The 25,073-nt window shown below is 69.8% G+C and carries 19 protein-coding genes; 13 read left to right on the top strand and 6 right to left on the bottom strand.

What is annotated here, in order from left to right:
* Positions 1-154: 154 nt before the first annotated feature.
* The 5 genes from MKK63_RS15905 to zwf all read left to right on the top strand — a co-directional run bounded on the left by MKK63_RS15905 (position 155) and on the right by zwf (position 11,107).
* On the top strand, positions 155-3,277 hold the full coding sequence (locus tag MKK63_RS15905) for an MdtB/MuxB family multidrug efflux RND transporter permease subunit (protein ID WP_244003394.1): 3,123 nt from the start codon (positions 155-157) through the stop codon (positions 3,275-3,277).
* Positions 3,274-4,161 carry an endonuclease domain-containing protein gene (locus tag MKK63_RS15900; RefSeq protein WP_313901771.1) on the top strand — a complete coding sequence of 296 codons (888 nt, stop codon included), beginning with the start codon at positions 3,274-3,276 and terminating at the stop codon, positions 4,159-4,161. The genes MKK63_RS15905 and MKK63_RS15900 overlap by 4 nt, the downstream gene beginning before the upstream one ends.
* Complete coding sequence (locus MKK63_RS15895; RefSeq protein ID WP_244003390.1) at positions 4,158-7,610, top strand: efflux RND transporter permease subunit; 3,453 nt, start codon at positions 4,158-4,160, stop codon at positions 7,608-7,610. The genes MKK63_RS15900 and MKK63_RS15895 overlap by 4 nt, the downstream gene beginning before the upstream one ends.
* Before the next feature lie 185 nt (positions 7,611-7,795).
* Positions 7,796-9,334 (top strand): efflux transporter outer membrane subunit, encoded by a 1,539-nt coding sequence (locus MKK63_RS15890; protein WP_267426330.1) that lies wholly within the window; start codon positions 7,796-7,798, stop codon positions 9,332-9,334.
* A gap of 246 nt (positions 9,335-9,580) precedes the next feature.
* Positions 9,581-11,107 carry a glucose-6-phosphate dehydrogenase gene (gene zwf, locus MKK63_RS15885; protein WP_244003386.1) on the top strand — a complete coding sequence of 509 codons (1,527 nt, stop codon included), beginning with the start codon at positions 9,581-9,583 and terminating at the stop codon, positions 11,105-11,107.
* Between the two features lie 116 nt (positions 11,108-11,223).
* Here the strand turns inward: zwf and rnhA are convergent, their stop codons facing one another.
* The 4 genes from rnhA to MKK63_RS15865 all read right to left on the bottom strand — a co-directional run bounded on the left by rnhA (position 11,224) and on the right by MKK63_RS15865 (position 14,828).
* On the bottom strand, positions 11,224-11,697 hold the full coding sequence (gene rnhA / locus MKK63_RS15880; RefSeq protein WP_244003384.1) for a ribonuclease HI: 474 nt from the start codon (positions 11,695-11,697) through the stop codon (positions 11,224-11,226).
* Between the two features lie 7 nt (positions 11,698-11,704).
* Positions 11,705-12,670: a homoserine kinase gene (locus MKK63_RS15875; RefSeq protein WP_244003382.1), complete on the bottom strand. Its 966-nt coding sequence runs from the start codon at positions 12,668-12,670 to the stop codon at positions 11,705-11,707.
* 108 nt (positions 12,671-12,778) lie between these two features.
* On the bottom strand, positions 12,779-13,780 hold the full coding sequence (ispH, locus tag MKK63_RS15870) for a 4-hydroxy-3-methylbut-2-enyl diphosphate reductase (RefSeq protein ID WP_243917555.1): 1,002 nt from the start codon (positions 13,778-13,780) through the stop codon (positions 12,779-12,781).
* Between the two features lie 202 nt (positions 13,781-13,982).
* Positions 13,983-14,828, bottom strand: coding sequence for a C40 family peptidase (locus MKK63_RS15865; protein WP_244003380.1), 846 nt, complete (start codon positions 14,826-14,828; stop codon positions 13,983-13,985).
* A gap of 285 nt (positions 14,829-15,113) precedes the next feature.
* Here MKK63_RS15865 and MKK63_RS15860 point away from each other — a divergent pair, with 285 nt between their 5' ends.
* Positions 15,114-15,446 carry a hypothetical protein gene (locus tag MKK63_RS15860; protein WP_244003378.1) on the top strand — a complete coding sequence of 111 codons (333 nt, stop codon included), beginning with the start codon at positions 15,114-15,116 and terminating at the stop codon, positions 15,444-15,446.
* A 12-nt stretch (positions 15,447-15,458) separates the two neighbouring features.
* Here MKK63_RS15860 and MKK63_RS15855 read toward each other — a convergent pair whose 3' ends face one another.
* Positions 15,459-16,145 carry an SDR family oxidoreductase gene (locus MKK63_RS15855; protein WP_244003376.1) on the bottom strand — a complete coding sequence of 229 codons (687 nt, stop codon included), beginning with the start codon at positions 16,143-16,145 and terminating at the stop codon, positions 15,459-15,461.
* A 388-nt stretch (positions 16,146-16,533) separates the two neighbouring features.
* Here MKK63_RS15855 and MKK63_RS15850 point away from each other — a divergent pair, with 388 nt between their 5' ends.
* Positions 16,534-17,529 carry a helix-turn-helix domain-containing protein gene (locus MKK63_RS15850; RefSeq protein ID WP_244003374.1) on the top strand — a complete coding sequence of 332 codons (996 nt, stop codon included), beginning with the start codon at positions 16,534-16,536 and terminating at the stop codon, positions 17,527-17,529.
* A 295-nt stretch (positions 17,530-17,824) separates the two neighbouring features.
* Here MKK63_RS15850 and MKK63_RS15845 read toward each other — a convergent pair whose 3' ends face one another.
* A complete protein-coding gene (locus MKK63_RS15845; protein ID WP_244003372.1) occupies positions 17,825-18,535 on the bottom strand; it encodes an MgtC/SapB family protein in 711 nt (236 codons plus the stop codon).
* A 235-nt stretch (positions 18,536-18,770) separates the two neighbouring features.
* On the opposite strand from MKK63_RS15845, the gene MKK63_RS15840 reads away from it, so the two are divergent.
* From MKK63_RS15840 to MKK63_RS15815, 6 genes are all read left to right on the top strand, one after another.
* Positions 18,771-19,772, top strand: coding sequence for an AAA family ATPase (locus tag MKK63_RS15840; RefSeq protein ID WP_244003370.1), 1,002 nt, complete (start codon positions 18,771-18,773; stop codon positions 19,770-19,772).
* 260 nt (positions 19,773-20,032) lie between these two features.
* The gene (locus tag MKK63_RS15835; protein WP_244003368.1) at positions 20,033-20,899 is read left to right on the top strand and encodes a DUF58 domain-containing protein; all 867 of its coding nucleotides are present in this window, start codon (positions 20,033-20,035) and stop codon (positions 20,897-20,899) included.
* A gap of 24 nt (positions 20,900-20,923) precedes the next feature.
* Positions 20,924-21,400 carry a DUF4381 family protein gene (locus MKK63_RS15830; protein WP_244003366.1) on the top strand — a complete coding sequence of 159 codons (477 nt, stop codon included), beginning with the start codon at positions 20,924-20,926 and terminating at the stop codon, positions 21,398-21,400.
* A complete protein-coding gene (locus MKK63_RS15825; protein WP_244003364.1) occupies positions 21,397-22,431 on the top strand; it encodes a VWA domain-containing protein in 1,035 nt (344 codons plus the stop codon). Before MKK63_RS15830 ends, MKK63_RS15825 begins: the two co-directional genes overlap by 4 nt.
* Before the next feature lie 325 nt (positions 22,432-22,756).
* Complete coding sequence (locus tag MKK63_RS15820) at positions 22,757-23,686, top strand: VWA domain-containing protein (protein ID WP_244003362.1); 930 nt, start codon at positions 22,757-22,759, stop codon at positions 23,684-23,686.
* Between the two features lie 13 nt (positions 23,687-23,699).
* A complete protein-coding gene (locus tag MKK63_RS15815; RefSeq protein WP_244003360.1) occupies positions 23,700-24,620 on the top strand; it encodes a tetratricopeptide repeat protein in 921 nt (306 codons plus the stop codon).
* The last annotated feature ends 453 nt before the right edge of the window (positions 24,621-25,073 follow it).

The raw sequence follows: 25,073 nt of genomic DNA, 5'->3' as shown, positions 1-25,073 counted from the left end.
AGCAGGGGGGGAGAGGGGAGCCCGGCTTCCGGAGGGGCCGTGGCCTGCATGAAGGCCGAAGCCTCGTTCTGCACCGTCGCTCCCCTCTCCCGACCCTCGCTGACGCGAGGGCCACCCTCCCCCGCAGAGGGGGGAGGGAGAACGGGAGCGCGCCATGAACCCGTCCCGCCTGTTCATCCTCCGCCCGGTCGCCACGACACTGCTGATGCTGGCGATCCTGATCGTCGGCGGCGTGTCGTACCTGAACCTGCCGGTCTCGGCGCTGCCGGCCGTCGACTATCCGACGATCCAGATCCAGACCTTCTATCCGGGCGCCAGCCCCGAGGTGATGACCTCCTCGGTGACCGCTCCCCTGGAGCGGCAGTTCGGCCAGCTGGCCAACCTCAACCAGATGACCTCGCAATCCTCCGCGGGCGCCTCGGTCATCACCCTGCAGTTCAGCCTGGACCTGTCCCTCGACATCGCCGAGCAGCAGGTCCAGGCGGCGATCAACGCCGCCGGTAATTTGCTACCTTCAGACCTGCCGGCACCGCCGATCTACGCCAAGGTCAACCCAGCCGATGCGCCCGTGCTGACGCTGGCGCTCACCTCCAAGACGCTCCCGCTCACCCAGGTCCGCGATCTCGCTGAGTCGCGCCTCGCCCAAAAAATCAGCCAGGTGGCGGGGGTCGGCCTCGTCAGCATCTCAGGGGGGCAGAGGCCGTCCGTGCGGGTACGGTTCAACGCCCGCGCGCTCGCCGCCTATGGACTCAACATCGACGACCTGCGCACCACGATCACCAACCTCAACGTCAACACGCCGAAGGGTACGATCGACGGGCCCAAGCAATCCTACGCGATCAACGCCAACGACCAGATCCGCGACCCGAAGGCCTACAATTCGGCGATCATCGCCTATCGCAACGGCGCACCGGTGATGCTCTCGGAGGTCGCCGACGTGGTCGAGGGGCCGGAGAACACCAAGCTCGGCGCCTGGGCCGATGCGACACCGGCGGTGATCCTCAACATCCAGCGCCAGCCCGGCGCCAACGTCATTGCCACGGTCGACAAGATCAAGGCGCTGCTGCCGCAGATGCAGGCGAGCCTGCCGGCCGCCGTGGTGGTGGCGCCGCTCACAGACCGGACCACCACGATCCGCGCCTCCGTGGAGGACGTGCAGTTCGAGCTGGGCCTCGCCATCGCGCTGGTGGTGCTGGTGATCTTCCTGTTCCTGCGCAGCCTGTCGGCAACCCTGATCCCGAGCCTGTCGGTGCCGCTGTCGCTGGTCGGCGCCCTCTCTGTGATGGACCTCTACGGCTTCTCCCTCGACAACCTGTCGCTGATGGCCCTGACCATCGCGACCGGTTTCGTGGTCGACGACGCCATCGTGGTGATCGAGAACATCGCCCGGCACGTCGAGGCCGGCGATTCGCCCCTGGAGGCGGCGCTGAAGGGCTCCCGCGAGATCGGCTTCACCATCATCTCGCTGACCGTCTCGCTGATCGCGGTGCTGATCCCGCTGCTGTTCATGGGCGACGTGGTCGGGCGCCTGTTCCACGAATTCGCCATCACGCTGGCGGCCACCATCGTGATCTCGGCGGTGGTGTCGCTGACCCTGGTGCCGATGCTCTGCGCCCGGCTCCTGAAGCACGTGCCGGAGGCTCAGGTCCGCCGCCGCGAGGGCGCGATCTCCCGGCTGGGCCGGCGCGCCATCGACGGCACGATCGAGGCCTACGGCCGGGCGCTGCGGGTGGTGCTCAACCACCAGGGCCTGACCCTGCTGGTGGCCGTGGGGACGCTGGGGCTCACCGTCTACCTGTTCGTGGTGATCCCGAAGGGCTTCTTCCCCGTGCAGGACACGGGCGTGATCCAGGGTATCACGCAGGCCGACCAATCGGTCTCCTACGCCGCCATGGCCGAGCGCCAGCAGCGCATGGCCGAGATCGTCCTGAAGGACCCGGACGTCGCCAACCTGTCGTCGTTCATCGGGGTCGACGGCCAGAACGTCACCCTCAATTCCGGCCGGATGCTGATCAACCTGAAGCCCCGGGACGCGCGCACCGCCTCGGCCAGCGCGATCATCCGGCGGATCTCGGCGGCGGCCGCCAACCAGCCCGGCATGCGGCTCTACATGCAGCCGGTCCAGGACCTGACCATCGACACCGCGGTCTCGGCGACCCAGTACCAGGTGATCCTCGAGAGCCCGAACATCGAGGATTTCGAGACCTGGGTCCCCCGCTTCACCGAGGCGCTGGCCCAATCGCCCGTGGTCCGGGACGTGGCCAGCGACCACCAGGGCGAGGGGCTCGCTGCCTACGTGACCATCGACCGGCCCACCGCCGGCCGCTACGGCATCACCCCGGCGACCATCGACAACGCCCTCTACGACGCCTTCGGCCAGCGGATCATCTCGACGATCTTCACCCAGTCCAACCAGTACCGGGTCATCCTGGAGGCCGACCCGAAGCTGCACACCACCCTGCGCAGCCTCGATTCGATCTACCTGCCCTCCTCGACGGCGACCAACGGACAGGTGCCGCTCTCCGCGGTGGCGCGGATCAGCGAGCGGCGGGCGCCACTTTTGATCTCGCATCTCGGCCAGTTCCCGGCCACCACCGTGTCGTTCAACCTCGCCCCCGGCGCGGCCCTGGGGCAGGCCGTCGAGGCGATCGACGCGGTCAAGGCCGAGATCGGCCTGCCGCCCTCGTTCCGGGTGGTGCCACAGGGCTCGGTCTTCGCCTTCCAGTCGGCGCTCGGCAACGAACTGTTCCTCGTGCTGGCGGCGATCGTCACCGTCTACATCGTGCTGGGCGTGCTCTACGAGAGTTTCATCCACCCGATCACGATCCTGTCGACCCTGCCGTCGGCGGGGATCGGGGCGCTGCTCGGCCTGATGCTGTTCGGGCTGTCGCTCGACATCATCGCGGTGATCGGCATCGTGCTCCTGATCGGCATCGTGAAGAAGAACGCCATCATGATGATCGACTTCGCGCTCCAGGCCGAGCGCGAGGACGGGCTCGATCCCCGGGAGGCGATCTTCCAGGCCTGCCTCTTGCGTTTCCGGCCGATCCTGATGACGACGCTGGCGGCTTTGTTCGCCGCAGTGCCGCTGATCCTCGGCACCGGGGTGGGCTCGGAATTGCGCCAGCCGCTCGGCATCTGCATCGCGGGCGGTTTGATCGTCAGCCAAGTGCTGACGCTGTTCACGACGCCGGTGATTTATCTGGCGTTCGACCGGCTGGAGCGGCGGATTTCCGGGCGGCGCCCGGAGATTGAGGGCGGCGAGGTGCTGCCATGATGAAGCGGGACGATGGTGCGGATCCCCCTCCCCCCTCTGCGGGGGAGGGGGGCCCCCGCGTCAGCGAGGGTCGGGACAGGGGAGCGACGCTTCCGGACGAGTCGCGCCGGATGTCCCATCCTGAACCGTCGCGCTGCCCCTCTCCCGACCCCCTTCGGGGGCCACCCTCCCCCGCAGAGGGGGGAGGGAGGGCGTGTGGCAGGTCCGATCCAGGCACGACGCAGAAAGGCCGGCGTCCTGGCAAGCCCGATCCACACCTGCGCGCCTTCGCCCGTGAGGAGCGGCAATCCTATACGCGGGCTGAGGATGCCGTCTGGCAGCAGGTGCGCGCCGGGCGCTTCCACGGTCTCAAGTTCAGGCGGCAGGTGCCGATCCCGCCCTACATCGCGGATTTCCTCTGTGCCTCCGCGCGGCTGATCGTCGAGCTGGACGGTGAACCACATGAGACCGAGGCACGTCGTCTCCGCGATGCGAAGCGGGATGCTTGGCTGAAGAGCCAGGGCTTTACGGTCCTGCGCTTCCCGAACGACCTTGTTCTAAGCAACCTCGGCTTGGTCCTGGATGCCGTCAGGGAAGCCGTCGCAACGCAGAAAGAACTTGGCTCCCCCTTCCCCCCTCTGCGGGGGAGGGTACCCTGCGCAGCAGGGGGGGAGAGGGGAGCGACGGTGCAGGATGAGACTGTGCCCATCGGGAAGGTTGAGCCCCTTTTGGAACCCGGGTCTCCCCTTGCGGGACTTCGTCCCGACCCGACCCCTGCTGACGAACAGGGCGCTCATCGGGCCACCCTCCCCCGCAGAGGGGGGAGGGAGATGTGCGGAATCGACTGCGCCTCTTCCGACGAGCACACGCCGGCTCCCCGCCCGGCCCACGGGTGCCACCCGTGAACATCTCCGAGCCGTTCATCCGGCGCCCGGTCGCGACCACGCTGCTGACCATCGGGGTGCTGCTTGCCGGGCTGTTTGCATTCCTGAAGCTGCCGGTGGCGCCGCTGCCGCAGATCGACTTCCCCGTCATCCTGGTCCAGGCCCAGATGGCCGGTGCCTCGCCCGACACCATGGCCACGACCGTAGCGGCGCCGCTCGAACGACGGCTGGGCGCCATCGCGGACGTCAACGAGATGACGTCGACCAACACGCTGGGCTCCACCCGGATCGTGCTGCTGTTCGGCCTCAACCGGGACATCGACGGGGCCGCCCGCGACGTCCAGGCCGCCATCAACGCGGCGCGCGCCGACCTTCCGACCGCGCTCCGGCAGAACCCGACCTACCGGAAGTTCAACCCCGCCGACACGCCGATCATCATCCTCGGCATGACCTCGGAGACGCTGACCCGCGGCCAGGTCTACGATTCCGCCGCCACCGTGGTGCAGCAGAAGCTGTCGCAGCTCCCCGGCGTCGGCAACGTCGATATCGGCGGCTCGTCCCTGCCGGCCGTGCGGGTGGAGCTCGACCCCACCGCCCTGTTCAACTACGGCATCGGCCTCGAAGGCATCCGGGCGGCCCTGGCCTCGGCCAATGCCAATTCGCCGAAAGGCGAGATCGACGCCGGTGAGCGCCGCTACCAGCTCTACGCCAACGACCAGGGCCGCAAGGCCGCCGATTACCGCGACATCATCGTGGCCTACCGCAACGGGGCCGCCGTGAAGCTCACCGATGTCGGGCAGGTCCTCGACGGCGTCGAGGACAAGCGCAACCTCGGCATCGTCAACGGCAAGTCCGGCGTGCTGCTGTTCGTCTACAAGCAGCCGGGCGCCAACGTGGTCGAGACCATCAACGCCGTGAAGCAGGCGCTGCCGCAGATCACGGCCTCGCTGCCCGGCGGCATCGACATCAAGCTCACCGGCGACCGCAGCGCCACGATCCGCGCCTCGCTCTCGGCCACCGAGGAGACCCTGCTGGTGGCGGTCGGCCTCGTGATCCTGGTGGTGTTCGGCTTCCTGCGCTCCTGGCGGGCGACGCTGATCCCGGCGGTGGCGGTGCCGATCTCGATCATCGGCACCTTCTCGGCGATGTACCTTCTCGGCTACTCGCTCAACATCCTGTCGCTGACCGCGCTGATCATCGGCACCGGCTTCGTGGTCGACGACGCCATCGTGGTTCTGGAAAACGTCCAGCGGCACATCGAGGAGGGCAAGCCCCGGCTCCAGGCGGCCTTGATCGGCGCCCGGGAGGTCGGCTTCACGGTGATCTCGATGAGCCTGTCGCTCATCGCGGTGTTCCTGCCGATCCTGCTGATGGGCGGCCTCGTCGGCCGGATCTTCCAGGAATTTTCCGTCACCCTGTCGCTGTCGATCCTGATTTCCCTGGTGCTGTCCCTCACCACCACGCCGATGATGTGCGCCCGGCTGCTGCGGGCCGAGGGGCACGGTCCGGACGGGGCACCCGCAGCAGGCCGCCGGCCGAACCTTCTGATCCGGATGCTGGAGGGTGGCTTCTCCCGGCTGCTCGGCGCCTATGGGCGGACGCTGGAGGTGGCGCTCGCCCATCCGCGCCTCGTGCTGCTGACCCTGCTCGCCACGGTGGGGCTCAACGTCTACCTCTACATCATCGTCCCGAAGGGCTTCTTCCCCGAGCAGGATACCGGCCAGATGATGGGCGGCGTCCAGGCCGACCAGCGCATCTCGTTCCAGTCGATGGAACAGAAGCTCAAGCAGGCGGCCGCGATCGTCGGCGCCGATCCGGCGGTGGAGAGCGTCGTCGGCTTCACGGGCGGGCGCGGCACCAACTCGGCCAACGTGTTCATCGGCCTGAAGCCGCTCAACGAGCGGGCGCCGATCTCCACCGTGATGGCGCGGCTGCGGCCGAAGCTCGCGCAGGTCGCGGGCGCGCGGCTCTACGTCTTCCCCCGGCAGGACCTGCAGATGGGCGGCCGCCAGAGCTTCGCCCAGTACCAGTACACCCTCCAGGGCGACACGCCCGAGGAGCTGTTCGCCGCCGCCCCGAAGCTGGTGGCGGCCCTCCAGAAGGACCCGACCTTCGCGGACGTGACCTCCGACCAGCAGGAGGGCGGCCTGGAGAGCCGGGTGGTGATCGACCGCAACACGGCCTTCCGCTACGGCATCACCCCGAACAAGATCGACAACACCCTCTACGACGCCTTCGGCCAGCGGCAGGTCTCGACGATCTACAATCCGTTGAACCAGTACCACGTCGTGATGGAGATCGCGCCGCGCTACCTGGAGACGCCGGAGACGCTGAAGCAGATCTACGTCTCGACCTCGGGCGGGAACGCGGCCGGCTCGGCGACCACCAACGCGGTGGCCGGAACCGTGGCGACGGCGGGCGGCGTCAACACCAACGCGGCAACCGGCACCAGCAGCCCGGGCAGCGCTTCGTCCACGTCGGGCGCCGGCTCGGGGGCGGTCGGCGGCGCGTCCGGGGGCACGGGCGCCGTCGCGGCTGCGGCTGCCGCCTCTGCCAGCACGGCCGACACCGCCTCGAACGCCGCCGCCATCGCGTCGGATTCGGCCCGCAACGCCTCGGCCAACGCCATCGCGGCCTCGAAGGGCGGCGCTTCGTCGAGCGCCCCCGTCTCGGCCGCCAAGGAGACCATGGTCCCGCTCTCGGCCTTCGCGCGGATCGAGCCCGGCAACGCACCCACGCAGGTCAGCCACCAGGGCCTGTTCGTGGCGACCACGATCTCGTTCAACCTCGCCCCGGGCAAGAGCCTGTCGGACGCCACCGACGCCATCGACCGGGCGATGGCCAACCTGCACCTGCCGGCCACGATCCACGGCGAGTATGCGGGCGCGGCCAAGAACTACGTCGCCTCGGCCTCGCGCCAGCCGCTATTGATCCTGGCGGCGATCCTGGCGGTCTACGCGGTGCTCGGGATCCTGTACGAGAGCTTCGTGCACCCGCTCACGATCCTCTCCACCCTCCCCTCCGCCGGTGTCGGCGCGGTGCTGGCCCTGCTGGTGACCGGGACCGACTTCACCATCATCGCGCTGATCGCGGTGTTCCTGCTGATCGGCATCGTGAAGAAGAACGCGATCATGATGATCGACGTGGCGATCGATTCGGAGCGGACCCGGGGGGCGAATCCCGTGGATGCGATCCGGGAGGCCTGTCTCCTGCGCTTCCGGCCGATCATGATGACCACGCTGGCGGCCATGCTCGGCGCCGTGCCGCTGATCCTGGCCAACGGCGAGGGCGCGGAACTGCGCCGGCCGCTGGGCATCGCCATCGTGGGCGGGTTGATCGTGAGCCAGATCCTGACCCTCTACACCACCCCCGTCGTCTATCTCACCCTTGACCGACTCAGGCACAGGGTGCTCGACCGCCGCAGGCGCGCCGGACGGGGCGGAGAAGCGGCCCTGCCGGCCGGAGAATGATGGTTAAGGTTTCACGTGAAACATCGGCCGTGTTCGCGCGCGCGACACTCCCTCCCCCCTTTGCGGGGGAGGGTACCCTGCGCAGCAGGGGGGGAGAGGGGCAGCGCGATGGTGCAGAACGATGCCGTGCCCGTCATGCTGACCGCGCCTTGTTCGGAAGCCGCGCTCCCCTCTCCCGACCCCTGCTGACGCAGGGGCCACCCTCCCCCGCAAAGGGGGGAGGGAGAGCGCGGCGTCACCTCGCGGCCCTCCTCCTCGCGGTCCCGCTCCTCGCAGGCTGCGTGGTCGGCCCCGACTATTCCCGGCCCTCCGTGGAGACGCCGCTCGGCTACAAGCAGGGCGGCGTCCGGGAGGACAGCGCGGCCTATGTCGCCGCGCGGAAGAAGGGGTTTCGCGAGGCCCGACCGAGCGACGCGGTCGAGCGCGGCGACTGGTGGCGGGTCTTCCGGGATCCGAATCTCGACCGGCTGATCCGCCTCGTCGATGTCGACAACCAGTCCCTGCGGCAGGCAGTGGCGAATTACCGGCAGGCCCGGGCGCTCGTCGCCTCGGCCCAGGCCGCCCTGTACCCGACGGTGATCGGCGCCCCGAGCATCACCCGCGCCGGCAGCGGCGGCACCGTCCGCACCAGCGAGTCCCTGGTCGGCCAAGCGAGCTGGCAGCTCGACCTGTTCGGCGGTACCCGCCGTACCATCGAGAGCGAGGCGGCGCTGGCGCAATCCGATGCCGCCACCATCGCCCTCACCCGCCTGACCATCCAGGCGGAGGTCGCGGCCGATTACCTGACCGTCCGCTACGCCGACTCGCTCCAGAAGGTGCTCGACGAGAATGTCGAGAACTTCAAGAAGACCGCGGCGATCACCGAGAACCAGTACGCCGCCGGCGTGGCGGCCCGGTCCGACGTGATCACCGCGCAGACCCAGGTCCAGACCATCGAGGCCCAGGCCATCGCGGTGCGGCTGACCCGGGTGCAGTACGTGAACGCCATCGCCACCCTGATCGGGCGCCCGCCCTCCGAGGTGTCGATCCCCGTGGGCGGCATCAACCGCAATCCGCCGGCCGTGCCGGTCGGCATCCCGGGCGATCTGCTGGAGCGGCGCCCGGACGTCGCGCAAGCCGAGCGGCTGGTTCAGGCGCAAAGCGAGCGCATCGGCGTGGCGGTGGCGGCCTTCTTCCCCACCGTGACGATCTCGGCCCAGGGTGGCGTCTCGGGGCTGACCCGCACCGGCCTGTTCTCGGCGGCCAACCAGTTCTGGTCGGTGGCGGGCTCGGCCAGCGAGGTCCTGTTCGACGGGGGCGCCCGCACGGCGGCCCTGCGCTCGGCCGAGGCCGCCTACGACGCCCAGGTGGCCAATTACCGGCAGGTGGTGCTCGCGGCCTTCGCGGAGGTCGAGAACCAGATGGCGGCCCTGCGCATCCTCGGCCAGCAGCAGACCGCCCAGGACAAGGCGGTCGAGCTGTCGCGCAAGGCGGTGGAGATCACGCTCAACGAGTACCGGGCCGGTACGCAGAACTTCACCACCGTGGTGACCGCGCAGGGCTTGCTCGTGTCCAATGAGATCAACGCCCTGCAGGTGCGGCTGAGCCGCTTCACCGCGGCAGTGACGCTGATCCGGGCGCTGGGCGGCGGCTGGGACGTGCGCTCGCTCCCGAGCGATTCCGAGCTGAAGGGCCCGAGCCTGCCGATCGACCGGGGTGGCCAGGCGGTCCGCCCCGACGAGTAGGGCTCAAGCACCTCTCTTTACGGTGATGGGTTTCAGAAGGGACGCGTCCCTTTTGCGGGTGCAGGGCAGAGCCCTGCGGTACGGATCCTGGGCCCCTTTCGAGGGTCCAGGATCCGTATGCCGGGGTTTCACCCCGACACCCCACCAAAGGGCTGAGCCCTTTGGGAACCCGGTGGCCGGAACGGACCTCCGGCAGGACGGGTTGTCCCGCCGGTTTGCTGCACCGCAGATGGACGGGAGTTGGGGATGGCCGAGCAGACGACAGCCCTCAAGAACGATGCGGCTTGCGGCACCAAGCCGGCGCCGCCCTGCACGCTGGTGATCTTCGGGGCGGGCGGAGACCTGACCAAGCGCCTGCTGATGCCCTCCCTCTACAACCTCGCGGGCGCCGGGCTGCTGCCGGCGGGCTTCTCGATCCTGGGCGTCGATCATAACGACGGCACCGACGAGGGCCTGCGCGACACCCTGACCAAGACCCTGGAGGCGTTCAGCAAGGACCCGACCTCCGAGTTCCACGCCGACCATATCGACCCGAAGAGCTGGGGCTTCATCCGGGAGCGCCTTCACTACCTGAAGGGCGATTTCGAAAAGCCGGAGACGTTCGCCGCCATCAAGGCGAAGGTAACCGGCAACGCGGTGTTCTACTGCGCGGTGGCGGCGCGGTTCTTCGGGACGATCGTGGACGGGCTCGGGCAGGCCGGCCTGCTCAAGCAGGAGGGCGACAGCTTCCGCCGGGTGGTCATCGAGAAGCCGTTCGGCTCCGACCTCGCTTCGGCCCGGGAACTCAACGCCCGCATCCTCAAGCAGGGTGACGAGAGCCAGTTCTTCCGGATCGATCACTTCCTGGGGAAGGAGACGGTCCAGTCGATCATGGCGTTCCGCTTCGCCAACGGGCTGCTCGAGCCGGTCTGGCGGCGGGAATACATCGACAGCATCCAGATCACGGCGGCCGAGACGGTCGGCGTCGAGGAGCGCGGCGGGTTCTACGAGCCCACCGGTGCGCTGCGCGACATGGTGCCGAACCACATGTTCCAGCTCCTCTGCATGGTCGGCATGGAGCCGCCGAACTCCTTCGACGCGGAGGCCGTGCGCACCGAGAAGGCTAAGCTCGCCGAGGCCGTGCGGCCGATTCCACCGGAGGATGCGGTGCGCGGCCAGTATGCGGCCGGCACCTCGGAGGGGCGCGACGTGCCGGCCTACCGGGACGAGCCGCATGTCGCCAAGGACTCGGTCACCGAGACCTACATTGCATTGAAGCTGCACATCGAGAACTGGCGCTGGGCCGGCGTGCCCTTCTACATCCGCACCGGCAAGCGCATGACCGGGCGGCGCACCGAGATCGCGGTTCTGTTCAAGCCGGCCCCGTTCAAGATGTTCGAGGAGACGCCGACCGCCGACCTGGGGCCGACCGTAATGCGGATCCTGATCGACCCGGATCACGGGGTGAGCACCGAATTCAACGTCAAGGTACCGGGGCCGCAGATGAAGATCGGCCGCGTGCGCTCCGGCTTCCGCTACAAGGATTTCTTCGCCGACACGCCGAATGTCGGCTACGAGACGCTGCTCTACGATTGCATGACCGGCGACGCGACCCTGTTCCAGCGGGCCGACAACATCGAGGCCGGCTGGGCGGCGGTGGACCCGCTGCTCAAGGGCTGGCCGCAGGCGGACGTGACATTCTATCCCGCGGGGAGCACTGGCCCCAAGGAGGCCGACGAGCTTCTGGCACGCGACGGCCGGCACTGGCTGGGGCTGGACGGCGAGACCGATTGATTCGTTCGCTCAAAACGGAAAGCAACGGGCTCCGCGTCTCTCCCTCCCCCGCAGAGGGGGGAGGGAGATGCGGATGCGAGACCTGTTACACCTCGGACATACAACCTACCCCCCCCTCACCGCCGCTTGAACGGCAGCATCGCGGCCACCGCCAGCGCGTCGACCCGGTTGTTGAGCGGGTCGCTGGCATGGCCCTTCACCCAGTGCCACGCCACCTCGTGGCGCTCCCGGGCGGCGTCGATGCGGCGCCAGAGATCCTCGTTCTTCACGGGCTTCTTGTCGGCGGTGCGCCAGCCCCGCGCCTTCCAGTTGTGGATCCAACTGGTGACGCCCTGGCGCAAGTACTGGGAGTCCGTGAACAGGTCGACCCGGCAGGGGCGCTTCAGCGCCTCCAGCGCCTCGAGCGCCGCCAGGATCTCCATGCGGTTGTTGGTGGTGTGGGCCTCGCCCCCGGAGAGTTCCTTCCGGGTGTCGCCGAAGATCAGGATGGCGCCCCAGCCCCCCGGCCCGGGATTCCCCGAGCAGGCGCCATCCGTGTAGATCTTGACCCGCGTCGGCTCGACCGCGGTTTCGGTCACGTCGGTGCTCATCCGGTCTTCAGCCCTGCCGCCCGTAATCCTGCGCGTCCCGCGCCTGGCGATGGAAGGCGAGCCGGCGGTCGAATTCCCGGGGGTCCTTCGGCTTTACCAAAGCGCCGGGCGGCACGTTCAACCAGTCGACCAGCCGGGTCAGCATGAATCGGAGCGCCGCCCCCCGGCACAGGATCGGCAGGGCCGTGACCTCGGCGGGCTCAAGGCGGCGCACAGCTTCGTAGCCGGCAAACAGGGCTGTCGCCATGTCGTGGTGGAAGGTGCCGTCGGGCTCGAAGCACCATGCGTTGAGGCACACCGCGATGTCGTACGCGAAGGCGTCCGTGCAGGCGAAATAGAAGTCGATCAGGCCCGACAGGGCGTCGCCGATGAAGAACACGTTGTCGGTGAAGAGATCCGCGTGGATCACGCCCCCCGGCAGATCGTGCGGCCAGTGTGCCTCCAGGAAGGCGAGGTCGTCTCGGGTGCGTGCCGCGAGACCGGGCTCCACCGTATCGGCCTGATCTTCGGCTTGCGCGAAGAGCGGTCGCCAAGCCGAGACCGAGAGGCTGTTGTCCCGCACCATCGGGAAATCGCGGCCGGCCGCATGCAGCGCGGCGAGCGCCCGGCCGAGTTCCCGGCAATGCTCGACGCCGGGCGTTTTGACCGAGACGCCTTCCAGGAAGCTGACGATGGCGGCGGGCCGGCCGCAGAGCTGCCCGAGGGCCTGACCGGCCCGGTCGCGCACCGGCTGCGGGCAGGCGAGACCGCGGGCGGAGAGATGCTCCATCAGCCCGATAAAGAACGGCAGGTCGGCTTCCCGCACCCGCTTCTCGTAGAGCGTCAGGATGTAGGAGCCGCCGGTGGTCTGGAGAAAGAAATTCGAGTTCTCGACGCCCTCGGCGATGCCCTTGAAGGAGAGCAGGCTGCCGATCGCGTAAGCCGACAGGAAGTCGGCGAGCGCCGTGTCGGATACCTCGGTGTAGACGGCCACGTGTTCGCGCTCTGAATTTTTTGGAAGTTCAATACGACGAGGGGCGCCGAAGCGCCCCCGCACAAAGCCTGCTGCGCCTGTGTCCAGGCTGGCCTGTGTCCAGGCTGCCTACTCGGCGGCCTCGCTGCGCAGCTCCCGCGGCAGCGGGAACACCATGTCCTCAATCACGGTCGAGACCGTGTCGACCACCACGTCGTAGCGGGCCGCGAAGGCGTCGATGATTTCCTCCACCAGCACCTCGGGCGCCGAGGCGCCGGCCGTGAGGCCGAGCTTGCGGATCCCCTCGAAGGCTGGCCAGTCGATCTCCTCGGCGCGCAGCACGAGGCGGGTGATCGGGCAGCCGACGCGTTCGGCGACCTCGCGCAGGCGCTGCGAATTCGAGGAGTTCGAGGAGCCGACCACGATCAGGGCATCGACCAGCGGCGCCACCTGCTTCACCGCCTCCTGGCGGTTGGTGGTGGCGTAGCAGATGTCGTCCTTGTGCGGCCCGGTGATGGTCGGGAATTTCTGCTTGAGCGCCTCGACGATGTGGCGGGTGTCGTCCACCGACAGGGTCGTCTGGGTCACCCAGGCGAGGTTGTTGGGATTCTCGGGGTTCAGGGCGCTGATCTGTTCCAGATCCTCCACCAGGGTAATCGAGCCCTTGGGCAACTGGCCCATCGTGCCCACCACTTCCGGGTGGCCCGAATGGCCGACCAGCAGCACATGGCGGCCGCGCTTGTGATGGATCTCGGCCTCGCGGTGGACCTTGGTGACCAGCGGGCAGGTGGCGTCGATCGTGGTCAGCCCACGCGAATCGGCATTGGCCGGCACGGTCTTCGCAACGCCGTGGGCGGAGAAGATCACCGGGGCGGCACCGTCCGGCACCTCGTCGAGTTCGCGGACGAACACGGCGCCCTTCCGCTTCAGGCTCTCGACCACGTACTTGTTGTGCACGATCTCGTGCCGGACGTAGACGGGCGGCCCGTAGATCGCGAGCGCCCGCTCCACCACGTCGATGGCCCGCACCACGCCGGCACAGAAGCCGCGGGGGGCGCAGAGCAGGATCTCCAGCGGCGGCTTGCCGGTGGTGCCCGCGACGGGCTCGGAAGGCGTGATCGTAGCGGTCATGCGGGCGATGTGGCGAGGGTGGGGCCGTCCTGTCAACAGGATTGCCCTACGAACCGGGCAGGAACAGGGAAGCGGAATGGCTCTGTAGCACGTTTGCCGCGGGAATTGGAGCCGCGTCCGCTGCCAACCTCACGGGGTGCCGCGCGACCGGATCCCGACCCTGCGTGGGGAGCGAGGCCGCACGGACGCCTGCGGCAACCTGTCAGAGCCGCCGGATCCCCGTGACCGCGCCGAAACTGTTCGCCTGGATCCGCTCCACCGCCCCGGCCAAGGGCTCGGCCGCCACCGCCATGTGGTAGCCGTTGGCGTGGATCAGCGTCTCCGGGTCGAGCATCAGCCCAACATGGCCGCGCCAGAACACGAAATCGCCCCGGCACAGGCCGGTCAGTGCGAGGGGCAGCGCCTGCCCGAGATCCCGCTCCTGCATGTCGGCATCGCGCGGACAGGCGAGCCCCGCCGCGTCCAGGCAGAGCTGCACCAGGCCCGAGCAGTCGAGCCCCAGCGTCGTCCGGCCGCCCCAGAGATAGGGTGTTTCCACGAGGCGCGCGGCCGTGCCGGCGTAGTCCGGCGCATGGTCCGCCACCGGGGCGCAGTGCCGGGCGAACACGTAGCCACCCGGGGTCTTCAGATACGCGCCCGCCGCCCCGGTCACCACCAGACGCGCCCCGAGACTCAGATGGGCGAGAACCGGCCGCTTCAGGTCGGGTTCCGGATACAGGAAGGTGCGCAGAGCCGTGACCCGGTGGGTCGGCTCCGGCCCGGCGGGGCCGAGGCTGTCGGCCGGCAGGTAGCCGACATAGCCGTCGCGGGCGAGTTGCACGAAGGCGAAGCCGTTTGCCGCGTCGTACAGGGTGACGGCGTCGCCGAGCAGCGCTTCGGTGTCGAGCCCGGCTTCCGGGGTGGGCGCGCGCCGCAGAGGAGCCGAGGGCGCCGTCACCCGTCGGGGGCTGCCCGCCACGAAGCGCGCGGCGGCCACGCGACCGCGCAGGCGCTCATCGGCGATGTCGGCGCGGGCGGGCGTGATCCGGGGATCGAGGGATTCGGTCATGGGGGAATGCTATCAGACCGGGTTCACGATGGGATGAACGCCCGGCGGCATGGGCAGGAATCCGTTGCGCGATCCCGTCTGCGCTTCTATGTCGCACGGGATACCGAATGGGAAAGGATGCGGGTCCGAGGTTTTCGCGTGCTCGAAGGCCCCGCCGAACCGGTGCGTCGCGGGGGCAAAGCTTGATCAGCCATGCGCCGTCATGGTCGGTCACGGATCTTTGATGCACTGCACAACCGCCCCGGAAGGCGCTATGTCTATCCCATGAAGACCGCGAGTCGCCCCGTGAAGAAGACACAGAAGAGCTTCGCCGACCTCCCGCCGATCCGAGTGCGCCGCGAGCCGCCGACGGTGAACGAGGCGGTCGCGGCCGCCCAGGACCTCGCCGACGATGTCGAGCAGCAGGCCGAGATCGCGGCCGGCCTGATGGGCCTGCCCGTCGACGAGGTCCGCCCGCATGTCCTGGCGGCCAAGACGGTGAAGCCCGAGCGCATGCCGGAGCGGATCCTGACCCAGGCCAGCCCGAGCCGCGCGCCGCGCACCGTCGTGGTCGAGCGGCGCACCCGCCCGACCGTGGTGATCGAGCGCCGCACCCGGCCCCTCGCGCCGCCGCGCTGACGGGATCCGGCCCTACCAGGGCAGCGTCGCGCCTCGGTAATCGAGATAGTGCGCGCCCGGCTGGCCGAGCCGGGCTGTGATAACGTCTGCGAGGCCCGTGACGCTGGTGGCGACGTCGATATCGGCCTCCGCGCCGCCCATGTCGGTGCGGACCCAGCCCGGATGCAGGATCAGCACCGAGACGGACTCCGCCCGGTGGCGGATCTCGAAGCTGCGCGCCAGGGTGTTGAGCGCCGCCTTGCTGGCCCGGTAGGTCTCCCAGCCGCCGGTCTCGTTCAGGCTGACGCTACCGAGAATCGAGCTCATCAGCGCGAGGCTGCCGCCCGGCGCCAAGCGATCCAGGAACGCCTCGACGAAGCGGATCGGGCTGACCGCGTTGGTGAGATAGACCTGCGCGGCGACATCCCGCGGCACCGCATGCACCGGATCGTGCGCCTGCGTGGCGACCCCGGCCACCACGAAGATCAGGTCGAAGCGCTGGTCCGCCAAGCGGTCGTGCAGGGCGGCGACGCTCGCCGCGTCGTCGATATCGGCGGTCTCGACGCGAAGCGTCTTCGCATCGAGGCGGGCGAGATCGGGGGATGAGCTGCGCTGGGTCGCGGTGACGTGCCAGCCGCGCGCCAGGAAGGTCTCGACGAGGCCGAGCCCAAGACCGCGGGAGGCCCCGACGATCAGAGCGTTCTTCTGGGATTGGGTCATGATGGGTCTCCGGGATCGGCCTGATAAGGCTTCATTGAGTCCCGTGGTTTCATGACCGGGTGAGGGTCCGCGTTGGGTGGATTTTCGCCGTTCTGCTTTCGGGCTGCAGAGCATGAGAACGGACGTCGTCTCGTGCTCAATCACGGCCCGCTGCTTCAGGTCCGAACGTCTCCGCTGCAGGCTCAAACTGTCATCGGCGTCACCCAATCATTCCGACGCCCAGTTATAAACCTATCGGTCATCAAAATCGGCCAATCTCGTTAGAATAGTAAAAATAATACCTCAGGTTGGAATCAGTATATTTTGACATCAGGGAATTTTTCTATCATAAAACAATACCTTACTGTAACATGTACAATAGCATACGGTCTGAGGGCCCCGATCGCGAATGCGGGCGTTATTTTCGACCGAAGGCCTTCATCCCAGGAACGCTTTCCGCCAATGGCGGGACATGCTGTGCACGCAGATGGTACCGAACGAGATCCGGAACCTTGCTGCTGCGCCGTTCCACGGTCGGATCGAGTTCACCGCGATCGGATCTTTGCCGATCACCCGAAGCGTTCAGAGTTCCACCCGTACCGAAGTGACACCTGAGGCGGTTCGTCGGAATGGCCGGGGTGATCGCCTCTACGCGGTCTTCACCGAATCTGGCCATCATGCCGTCCAGCAGAACGAGCGTGAGGCGGTGGCCCGGACCGGTGATTTCGTCGTGCTCGATCATCGCCCCGGCGTCAGCGAGATCGAGACCGGCAGCGTCCTGATCCTCGACCTGCCGCGAGAGCGCTTGGAGAGTGTGCTGGGCCCGTCTCAACTGTTCACGACCCTTACAGTCGGGACCAACCTCGCCTCCACGACGCTCGCGAACACTTACATACGGGAACTGATCCGGGTGGGAGATCGGCTCACCCCCGACGCGGCGACGCGCATGGCGTCGATTGGGGTTGATCTAATGGTGGCCAGTCTCGCCGAAAGGTTGGTGCAGGAGGTGCCCCGCTCCATTCAGGGCAACGCCACGGTCCAACGAGCCAAGGCCTACATCGACGATCACTTGGGTGACACGACCCTTGACCCGCCGCAGCTCGCTGCCGCGGTCGGCGTATCGCTGCGCAGGCTGCAGGAGCTGTTCCAAGAGCGGGGCCGACACATCTCCGACTACATCTGGGGACGCCGGCTAGAGTTAGCGGCCAAGCGCTTGAGCGATCCGGCTTGCGCCCACCTGTCGATCGGCATGCTGGCTTACGGCTGCGGCTTCAGCAGCCAGGCGCATTTCGCACGCCGCTTCAAGGATCGCCACGGCATAAGCCCGAGCGAATACCGGCAGGCGCATAGGTGGAACGTACAAATGGTCGCGGCCACTTCCAAGCTACCGTTCGAGTCAGCTTAGAGCGCTCTCCGCCGAAGTGGACACCGGTTCGGCGCAAGAGAGCGCGTCACATTAAGGGCTTGGAGCCGCGCACGATTGCAGCGCGATCGGGCACGGCCCTCGTAACTCGACTGGGTCGGAAGCGGAACGTCCGCTTCGGGGCCTAGGCTCAGGGTCCGCTCCCCATCCAGTGCTGAAGGTGCTGGACGGCTGACGAACGGCCGCTTTGTGGAAGCGATAACGCCGGTCTGAGTGGCTGGGTTGGGTCGGAAGCAGTCCCGATACCCCCAGACGGGCCGGGCTCTACCCCAAAACATCAATCCGCCGTCTGCACCGACCACGTGGCGTGGCGGATGCCGGGCATGCGGGCGAGCTCGTTGGTCACGGCGTCGAGTTCCTCGGCCTTCACGGCGCTGGCGGTGAGCGTCGCCACCACGTCGACCGCGCCCTCGCCGCGCTCCTCCACCGCGACGTTGCCGACCGGGTAGTTGGCCGCCTCCAGAAGTTCCACCAGCAGATCCTGAGCCGGGCCGGCCTCGCCGGGCGCGGTGGTGACCTGGGCCTCGTAGGTCGCCTCGGTGGCGGATTCGCGGATCGGCGCGCGGTTGATGGCGTTCACCAGAGGCCGCAGCGCCGTGTTGCAGGCCAGCACCGTCGCCATCACGAACACCGCCTCCAGGGGCAGGTCGGCGCCGCAGAACGCGCCCACCGCGGCCGAGCACCAGAGGGTCGCGGCCGTGTTGAGGCCGCGGACGTTCATGCCCTCCTTCATGATCACGCCGGCCCCGAGGAAGCCGATGCCCGAGATCACGTAGGCGACGGTCCGGACGCCCCCGTCCGGGCCGCTCAGGCGCATGCCGAGATCGACGAAGGCGCTGGCTCCCACCGCCACCAGCACGGCCGTGCGCAGGCCCGCGGTGCGCTGCCGGTATTGCCGCTCGGCCCCGATGATCGTGCCCAGCACGAAGGCCACGAGCAGGCCGATCGCGGATTTCGCTTCTTCGGGGAGGGCGGCATAGCTGGTCATCGGCGGTTCTTGTGAGCGGGGCGGTGACGAAACCGTGACATCGTGGATCGGCTCGGGCCCGAAAGCCCCAGGAAACCGGGATTGACGGCCGTACCGGGCAGCGGGCACACCGGCAACAGATTGAGGATCCCTTAAGAATTCGGGACCCGGCCGAGGAGGCGTGCAGGATGCAGGACAGAGCCCAGGCGGCGGATACGGTCCGCGCAGGATCTCGCCACGCGAAATCTTGTCGCTCATGAGCGGCGCCCTTGCCGAACGCCGGCCCGAGACGATCCCGGATGCCGCCCTGCACGGCCGCGTCATGGCGCTGCGCGAGGGGCTGGAACGCGGCCTGATCGGCAGTGCCGGCCTCGTCGAGCGCCTGCTGATCGGGCTCCTGACCGGCGGCCACCTGCTGATCGAGGGCGCGCCCGGGCTCGCCAAGACCCGCGCGGTCAAGCGCTTGGCCGATGGGCTCGACGGCTCCTTCGCGCGCATCCAGTGCACCCCGGACCTGATGCCGGCCGATCTGACCGGCACCACCGTCTGGCGGCAGGATAGCGGCACCTTCGAGTTCCTGCCCGGGCCGCTGTTCCACGCCCTGGTGCTGGTGGACGAGGTCAACCGCGCGCCCCCGAAGGTGCAGTCGGCCCTGCTCGAATCCATGGCCGAGGGGCAGGTGACGGTCTCGGGCCACACGCACCGGCTGTCCGACCCGTTCATGGTCGTGGCGACCCAGAACCCGATCGAGCATGCCGGCACCTTCCCGCTGCCCGAAGCCCAGCTCGACCGCTTCCTCCTGCACGTCGTGGTCGACATGCCCGACGAGGCCACCGAGCGGGCGATCCTCGACCTCGTGGAGGGCGAGATCACCCATCACGTCGACGCCATGACCATGCGGCTGTCGCTGGCGGACGTGCGGGCGGCCCGGGAGGCGGCGCTGTCCACCTACGTGTCGCCGGCGCTCAAGGATTATCTGGTCCGGCTGGTGGCGGCGACCCGCACCGATGCGGCGGCGCCGGACCTGCGCGCCCTGATCGAGCATCCGGCCTCGCCGCGCGGCACCCTGGCGCTGATGATGGCCGGCAAGGCCCGGGCCTGGCTGCGGGGCCGCGACCACGTCACCCCCGAGGACGTCACCGAACTCGCCCGCGACGCCCTCGCCCACCGGATCGGCCTGACCTGGCGGGCGGCGGCCGAGGGCAAGACGGCGCGCGGCGTCGTCGGCGCGCTGGTGCAACGGGTGCGGGCGCTCTGACGGTGTTCGGGCTGAAGATCCCGCGCCGCGCCCCCCCTCTCCCCTCTGCGGGGGAGGGTACCCTGCGCAGCAGGGGGGGAGAGGGGAGCGACGATGCAGGTTCGAGCGTCGGCCTTCGTGACGGTCGCGCCCCGTCCGGAAGCCGGCTTCCCCCCTCGCGGGACTTCGTCCCGGCCCGACTCGGCCTGACGGCCGGGCCACCCCCCCCCGCAGGGGGGGGAGGGATCAACGGCGGCATCCACCTCTCGGGCGAGGCCCTGATGGGCCTGCGCCACCTCGCCCGGCGGGGCTCCGCGCCCGCCACCCGGACGCTCGCGGGCCTGCCGGGCGGCATCGTCACCCGCCGCCGTGGGCGCGGCTCGGAGCCGGAGGATGTCCGGCTCTGGTCCGAGGGCGACGACCGCCGCTTCATCGACCGCAACGCCACCGCGCGGACCGGGCAGCTGCATGTCCGCACCCACCACGACGAGCGCGACCGCGCCGTGGTGCTGCTGGCCGATTTCCGGCCCTCGATGCTGTTCGGCACCCGCCGGGCGCTCCGCTCGGTGGCGGCCGCCGAGGCCCTGGCGCTGCTCGGCTGGCGGGTCGCGGCCGATGGCGGCCGGGTCGGCCTCGCGGTGGCCTCCGCCGGCGCCCCCACGGTGCTGCGGCCGGCGGGCGGCGAGCGCGCCATGATCGCGGTGACCGGGGCGCTGGCCCAGGCCCATGCCGACGCGCTGGCGGCCGAAACCGGTTCGCCGACCCGCGCGGAACCCCCGCTGGAGGCGACGCTCGGCCTCGCCCGCGGCCTGCTGCCGGCCGGCGGCCACCTCGTCGTCGCCAGCGCCCTGGACGATCCGGGCCCGGGCTTCGACGAACTCCTGACCCTGCTGGCCGAGCGGATCGCGATCCGCCTGATCCTGGTGAGCGACGCCTTCGAGCGCGCCCGGCCGCCGGGCTACTACCCCTTCGCCCTCGCGGATGGCCACCGCGGCACGGCGCTTCCCATAGCCGGCGCATCGGGCGAATCCGCCGAGGCCCGGCTCGCCGACTATGCCCGCCGCGGCATCGCGGGGGTACGTCTCGACGTCGAGTCCGGGCCTGAGGCCTACGCGCCGCTGATGGAGCGCCTCGATGCGGTGCTGTGAGGCCGGACCCGGCGGATCGCCGCGATGAACGCCGCCACGATACCCATCGAGACCCCGCTCGGCCTCGATCAGCTCCGCGGTCTCCATCTGCCGGGCGGTGCCGCCGGGGCCGTGCAGGGCGAGATCGTCGCGGCGGCGCTCCTGGGCTTCCTCGCCGCCCTGCTGGTGGGGCTGGTGCGCTATGGGCGCAGCCGGTCCCGGGCCACGGTACGCCGGGCGGCGCTCACCGAACTCACCCGGAGCCGCGGCCTCGATCCGGAGGCGCGGCTCCTGGCCCAGGCCCGTCTGCTGCGCCGCCTCGGCCGGACGCTCGGCGGCGAGGTTGAGAGCCGGGCCGTGGGGGCGGACTGGGCGGCCCGCCTCGACGGTCTGTTCCGGACCGATTTCTTCACGCGGGGCGCCGGGCGGGTGCTCGCCGACGGCCTGTACCGCCGGCAGACGCCGGATCTCGACGCCCTGGATGCCGAGCTCGGCCGCCTGATCGGACGGCTGCGGACATGAGTGGTGTTCTGCCCGCTTGGCTCAGCGCCCTCCTGTCGGCCTTCGACCTCGCCACGCCCTGGGCGCTCCTGGCTCTGCCGCTGCCGCTGCTGGCCGCGCGCCTGATCCCCGCCGAGCCGGAGGGCGGCAGCGGGGCGCTGCGCGTCCCCGGCACGGTGGTCGGCGCAGGTCGCTCCGGCGCCGACCTCGCCGCCCGGGGCCGGCGCCGGGCCGCGCTGACCTGGACGCTCTGGGTCGCCCTGGTGGCGGCGCTGAGCGGCCCGCGCCTCGTCATGCCGGCGACCGCGCTCCCGGCCTCGGGCCGCGAGATCATGATCGCCATGGATCTCTCGGGCTCCATGGAGCGGCGCGACTTCACCCTCGACGGCGAGACCGTGAACCGGCTCACTGCGGTCAAGCGCGTCGGCACCGACTTCATCCGGCGCCGGGCCGGGGACCGGATCGGCCTCGTGATCTTCGCCGATCAGGCCTACGTGGCCGCCGCGCCGAGCTTCGACACCGCGGCGGTCGCCCGGGCGCTGGACGAGGCGACGATCGGCATCAGCGGCCGCTCCACCGGCATCGGCGATGGCCTCGGTCTCGCCCTGCGGCGGCTGGACCCGCGGGATGCCGGCGACGACGGCTCTGGGACCAAGCCCGGCATGAAGGCTGCGAAGGCTGTGATCCTGCTCTCGGACGGCGCCAACAATGCCGGCCAGACCGCCCCCAAGGACGTGGCCGAGCTCGCCAAGGAACTCGGCATCAAGGTCTACACGATCGCGCTGGGTCCCCGGGACATGGCGGATGCCGACGGCGAGCAGGATGTGGTCGACACCGAGACCCTGCGCGACATGGCGCAGGCCAGTGGCGGCGAGGCGTTCCGGGTACGCACCACCGACGATCTCGTCCGCGTCGCCGACGCCATCGACCGTTTGGAGGGAGGCCGTGCCCTGGCCCCGCCCCTGCCGCTGCGCCGGGACCTCTGGCCCTGGCCCGCGGCCCTGGCGTTGCTGAGCGCGGCTCTGTTGCTCGCCAGCCGGAGGGGGGCGTGATGCGGAACGGTTTTGGGCTTGCGTCCGATCACGCACCGATCCTGTTGGTTGCGAGGCGGCTCCGGACTGACGCGCGTCTCCCTCCCCCCTCTGCGGGGGAGGGTGGCCCGACGGGCGCTCTCTGCGTCAGCAGGGGTCGGGTCGGGACGAAGTCCCGCGAGGGGGGAGCGACGCTTCCGGATCAGGCAGGCCCAGCGTGCGGGCCGGCGCCATATTCTGCACCTTCGCTCCCCTCTCCCCCCCTGCTCCGCAGGGTACCCTCCCCCGCGGAGGGGGGAGGGAGTGTCGCGCGCGCCATCTCCGGTTCGGCCCCATGAGCACCCCCATGAGCGCCCTCGACGCCCTCGCGCTCCTGCGCCCCTGGTGGTTCCTGGCGATTCCGGTTGTCGTCCTGCTGGCCCTGCGGGCCGCGTCGCGCTCGGCGCCGCTCGGCGACTGGGCCCGGGCGGTGGATCCGGCGCTGATGGCCCATCTGGCCCGCACCGGCGCGGTGCTCGGCGGACGGCGGCAGGCGAACCTCGCCGCCGCGCTCGCGGCCGGGCTGATCGCCCTGGCGTTGACCGGACCCGCGGTGGAGCGCGCCGACGCACGCACCTTCCGCAACCTCGACGAGACCGTGATCGTCGTCGACCTGTCGCGCTCGGTCGCCGAGGGCGGCCATCTCCAGGGGGTCCGGCAGGCCGCCGCCGCCGTCGCCGAGGCCGCCGGCACCCGGGCGGTTTCCCTCGTGGTCTACGCGGGTGACGCCTACCTCGCCGCCTCCCCGACCACGGACCGCGACAGCCTCGGCACCACCCTGTTCGCGCTGGACGCCGACACGGTGCCGGACCGCGGCTCCCATCCCGAGCGCGGTTTGGCGCTGGCCCGCCGCACCCTCGCGGAGGCCAACGTGGTGTCGGCCGACGTGGTGCTGATCAGCGACGGCGACGGCATCGGCGAGGCCGCCACCCGCGAGGCGCGCGCGATCGCCGGGCAGGGCTGGCGGCTCCAGGCCCTGTTCGTCCCCGCCGACAAGCCGCTGCCGTCGAACGCGCCGAAGCCCGACCGGGCTGCCCTCGACGCCCTCGCCCGGGCCGGCGGTGGCACGACCGCCGATATCGCGGCCCCCGGCCCGGTGCTCGACGCGGTCGGGGCTGGCCTCGCCCAGCACCTCGCGGCGGGCGGCTACGGCGTGCTGGCCTACGCGGATCTCGGGCGCTGGCTGCTGCTGATCGCGGCTCTGCCGGCCCTGTTGCTGTTCCGCAGGAGTGCTTGATGAGGCGCGCGAGATGCGGCTGACCCTGCCCGAGACGGGCTTTTCCGCTCCGCTCCGCGCCGGCCTCCCGCCGCACTGGCGGAGGCTTGCCCGGATCGCCGGTCTGGCGCTTGCCGGCCTCGGCCTTCTGGCCCTGCTCGCGGTCTCGCAGCCCCGCACCGGGTTCGGGCGCCTGTTGATGGGGATCGGCCTGCCGGGGCTTGCCGCCGATGTGTTCGCTGATCCGGCCTGGCGAGCCGCCGCGCTCTACGAGGCCGGCCGCTACGCGGACGCGATCGCGCTGTTCCGCTCCGGGGGACGCCGGGCGAGCTACAATCTCGGCAACGCGCTGGCGCGGGCCGGCGATCTCGACGGGGCACTCGCCGCCTACGACGAGGCGCTACGCTTCAACCCCCGGGACGCCGACGCCCAGGCCAACCGTTCGCTGATCGCCCGGATGCGCGCCGAGGTGATCGACCGCGGACCCGGTGGCGGCATCGCCAACGGTACCGCCCAGTACGGCGCCCGCTACAACAACACCGCCAATCAGGACCAGAACAACGACATCAACGCCGCCTCCAGCGGCGAGGGTCTGGCGGGCAACAAGGAGTCGAATGCCAGCGCGTCGCTGCCCGGCAACAGCAAGGTCGCCCGCCGCGGCAAGGCCGAGCAGCAATCGATCGACGCCGGGAAGGGCCAGGCAAGGGGTTCGGCCGGCGATGCGGCCGGCCGCGGCCGGACCGGGGGCGGCGCCGCCATGGTGGCCGAGGCCCCCGAGCGCGAGGTTCGCCGGGTGACCAAGAGCTTCGAGGCCCACGAGATCCGCCCGGACCGGCTCTGGCTCCAGACCCTGCCGGACGATCCAGGCCGCTATCTCAAGCTGCGCCTGCGCGCCGAGCAGACCCGCCGGGTCGAGGCCGGCACCGCGATCCCCGCCGGGAGCAACCCGTGGTGAGTTTTTTCGGGGTTTTAGGGCTGCGCATCGGTGCCGAGACGCGCGATCCCCCTCCCCCCTATGATATTCACACATCTTCGGTGGACGCCGCCGTTGGCGGCCGGGCGCGACCGGCCCCCTCTCCCGTGCGGGAGAGGTCTGCTCTCGCAGAGAGCCGGGTGAGGGACGGGAAGGTTCAGGTTCGAGCACGCCATTACGGTGCGTGCAGGGGGCGCCGTTTTCGGGAAGGTCACACACCTCTCCCTCCAGGAGAGGGGACCCGCGCCTTATCCGATAGCCCCAGGGGCCGATCGAGAGGTGTGGACGCGGTAGCCCGCAAGGGGGGTACGGAGACGCGCGCATGGCCTCTGTCCCTGTTCCTTGGCCTCACCCACCCCCCCGCCCGGGCAGATACTCATCCCGGCTACCTCAACCTACAGGTAACCTGCCACGGCCAACGTCAAACCCACACCC

Origin of the sequence: Methylobacterium sp. J-088 (genome assembly GCF_022829295.1) — a bacterium.
In the GTDB taxonomy this organism is placed as follows: domain Bacteria; phylum Pseudomonadota; class Alphaproteobacteria; order Rhizobiales; family Beijerinckiaceae; genus Methylobacterium.
Note: the sequence above shows the minus strand (reverse complement) of the source record. Positions and strands in the feature narration are given on the sequence as shown.

What these genes read in the sequence shown, in the direction of transcription:
- MKK63_RS15905 (WP_244003394.1), top strand. Translation starts at nt 155, where the DNA reads ATGAACCCGTCCCGCCTGTTCATCCTCCGCCCGGTCGCCACGACACTG.
- MKK63_RS15900 (WP_313901771.1), top strand. Translation starts at nt 3,274, where the DNA reads ATGATGAAGCGGGACGATGGTGCGGATCCCCCTCCCCCCTCTGCGGGG.
- zwf (WP_244003386.1), top strand. Translation starts at nt 9,581, where the DNA reads ATGGCCGAGCAGACGACAGCCCTCAAGAACGATGCGGCTTGCGGCACC.
- rnhA (WP_244003384.1), bottom strand. Translation starts at nt 11,697, where the DNA reads ATGAGCACCGACGTGACCGAAACCGCGGTCGAGCCGACGCGGGTCAAG.
- ispH (WP_243917555.1), bottom strand. Translation starts at nt 13,780, where the DNA reads ATGACCGCTACGATCACGCCTTCCGAGCCCGTCGCGGGCACCACCGGC.
- MKK63_RS15865 (WP_244003380.1), bottom strand. Translation starts at nt 14,828, where the DNA reads ATGACCGAATCCCTCGATCCCCGGATCACGCCCGCCCGCGCCGACATC.
- MKK63_RS15855 (WP_244003376.1), bottom strand. Translation starts at nt 16,145, where the DNA reads ATGACCCAATCCCAGAAGAACGCTCTGATCGTCGGGGCCTCCCGCGGT.
- MKK63_RS15850 (WP_244003374.1), top strand. Translation starts at nt 16,534, where the DNA reads ATGCGGGCGTTATTTTCGACCGAAGGCCTTCATCCCAGGAACGCTTTC.
- MKK63_RS15845 (WP_244003372.1), bottom strand. Translation starts at nt 18,535, where the DNA reads ATGACCAGCTATGCCGCCCTCCCCGAAGAAGCGAAATCCGCGATCGGC.
- MKK63_RS15840 (WP_244003370.1), top strand. Translation starts at nt 18,771, where the DNA reads ATGAGCGGCGCCCTTGCCGAACGCCGGCCCGAGACGATCCCGGATGCC.
- MKK63_RS15835 (WP_244003368.1), top strand. Translation starts at nt 20,033, where the DNA reads ATGGGCCTGCGCCACCTCGCCCGGCGGGGCTCCGCGCCCGCCACCCGG.
- MKK63_RS15830 (WP_244003366.1), top strand. Translation starts at nt 20,924, where the DNA reads ATGAACGCCGCCACGATACCCATCGAGACCCCGCTCGGCCTCGATCAG.
- MKK63_RS15825 (WP_244003364.1), top strand. Translation starts at nt 21,397, where the DNA reads ATGAGTGGTGTTCTGCCCGCTTGGCTCAGCGCCCTCCTGTCGGCCTTC.
- MKK63_RS15820 (WP_244003362.1), top strand. Translation starts at nt 22,757, where the DNA reads ATGAGCGCCCTCGACGCCCTCGCGCTCCTGCGCCCCTGGTGGTTCCTG.
- MKK63_RS15815 (WP_244003360.1), top strand. Translation starts at nt 23,700, where the DNA reads ATGCGGCTGACCCTGCCCGAGACGGGCTTTTCCGCTCCGCTCCGCGCC.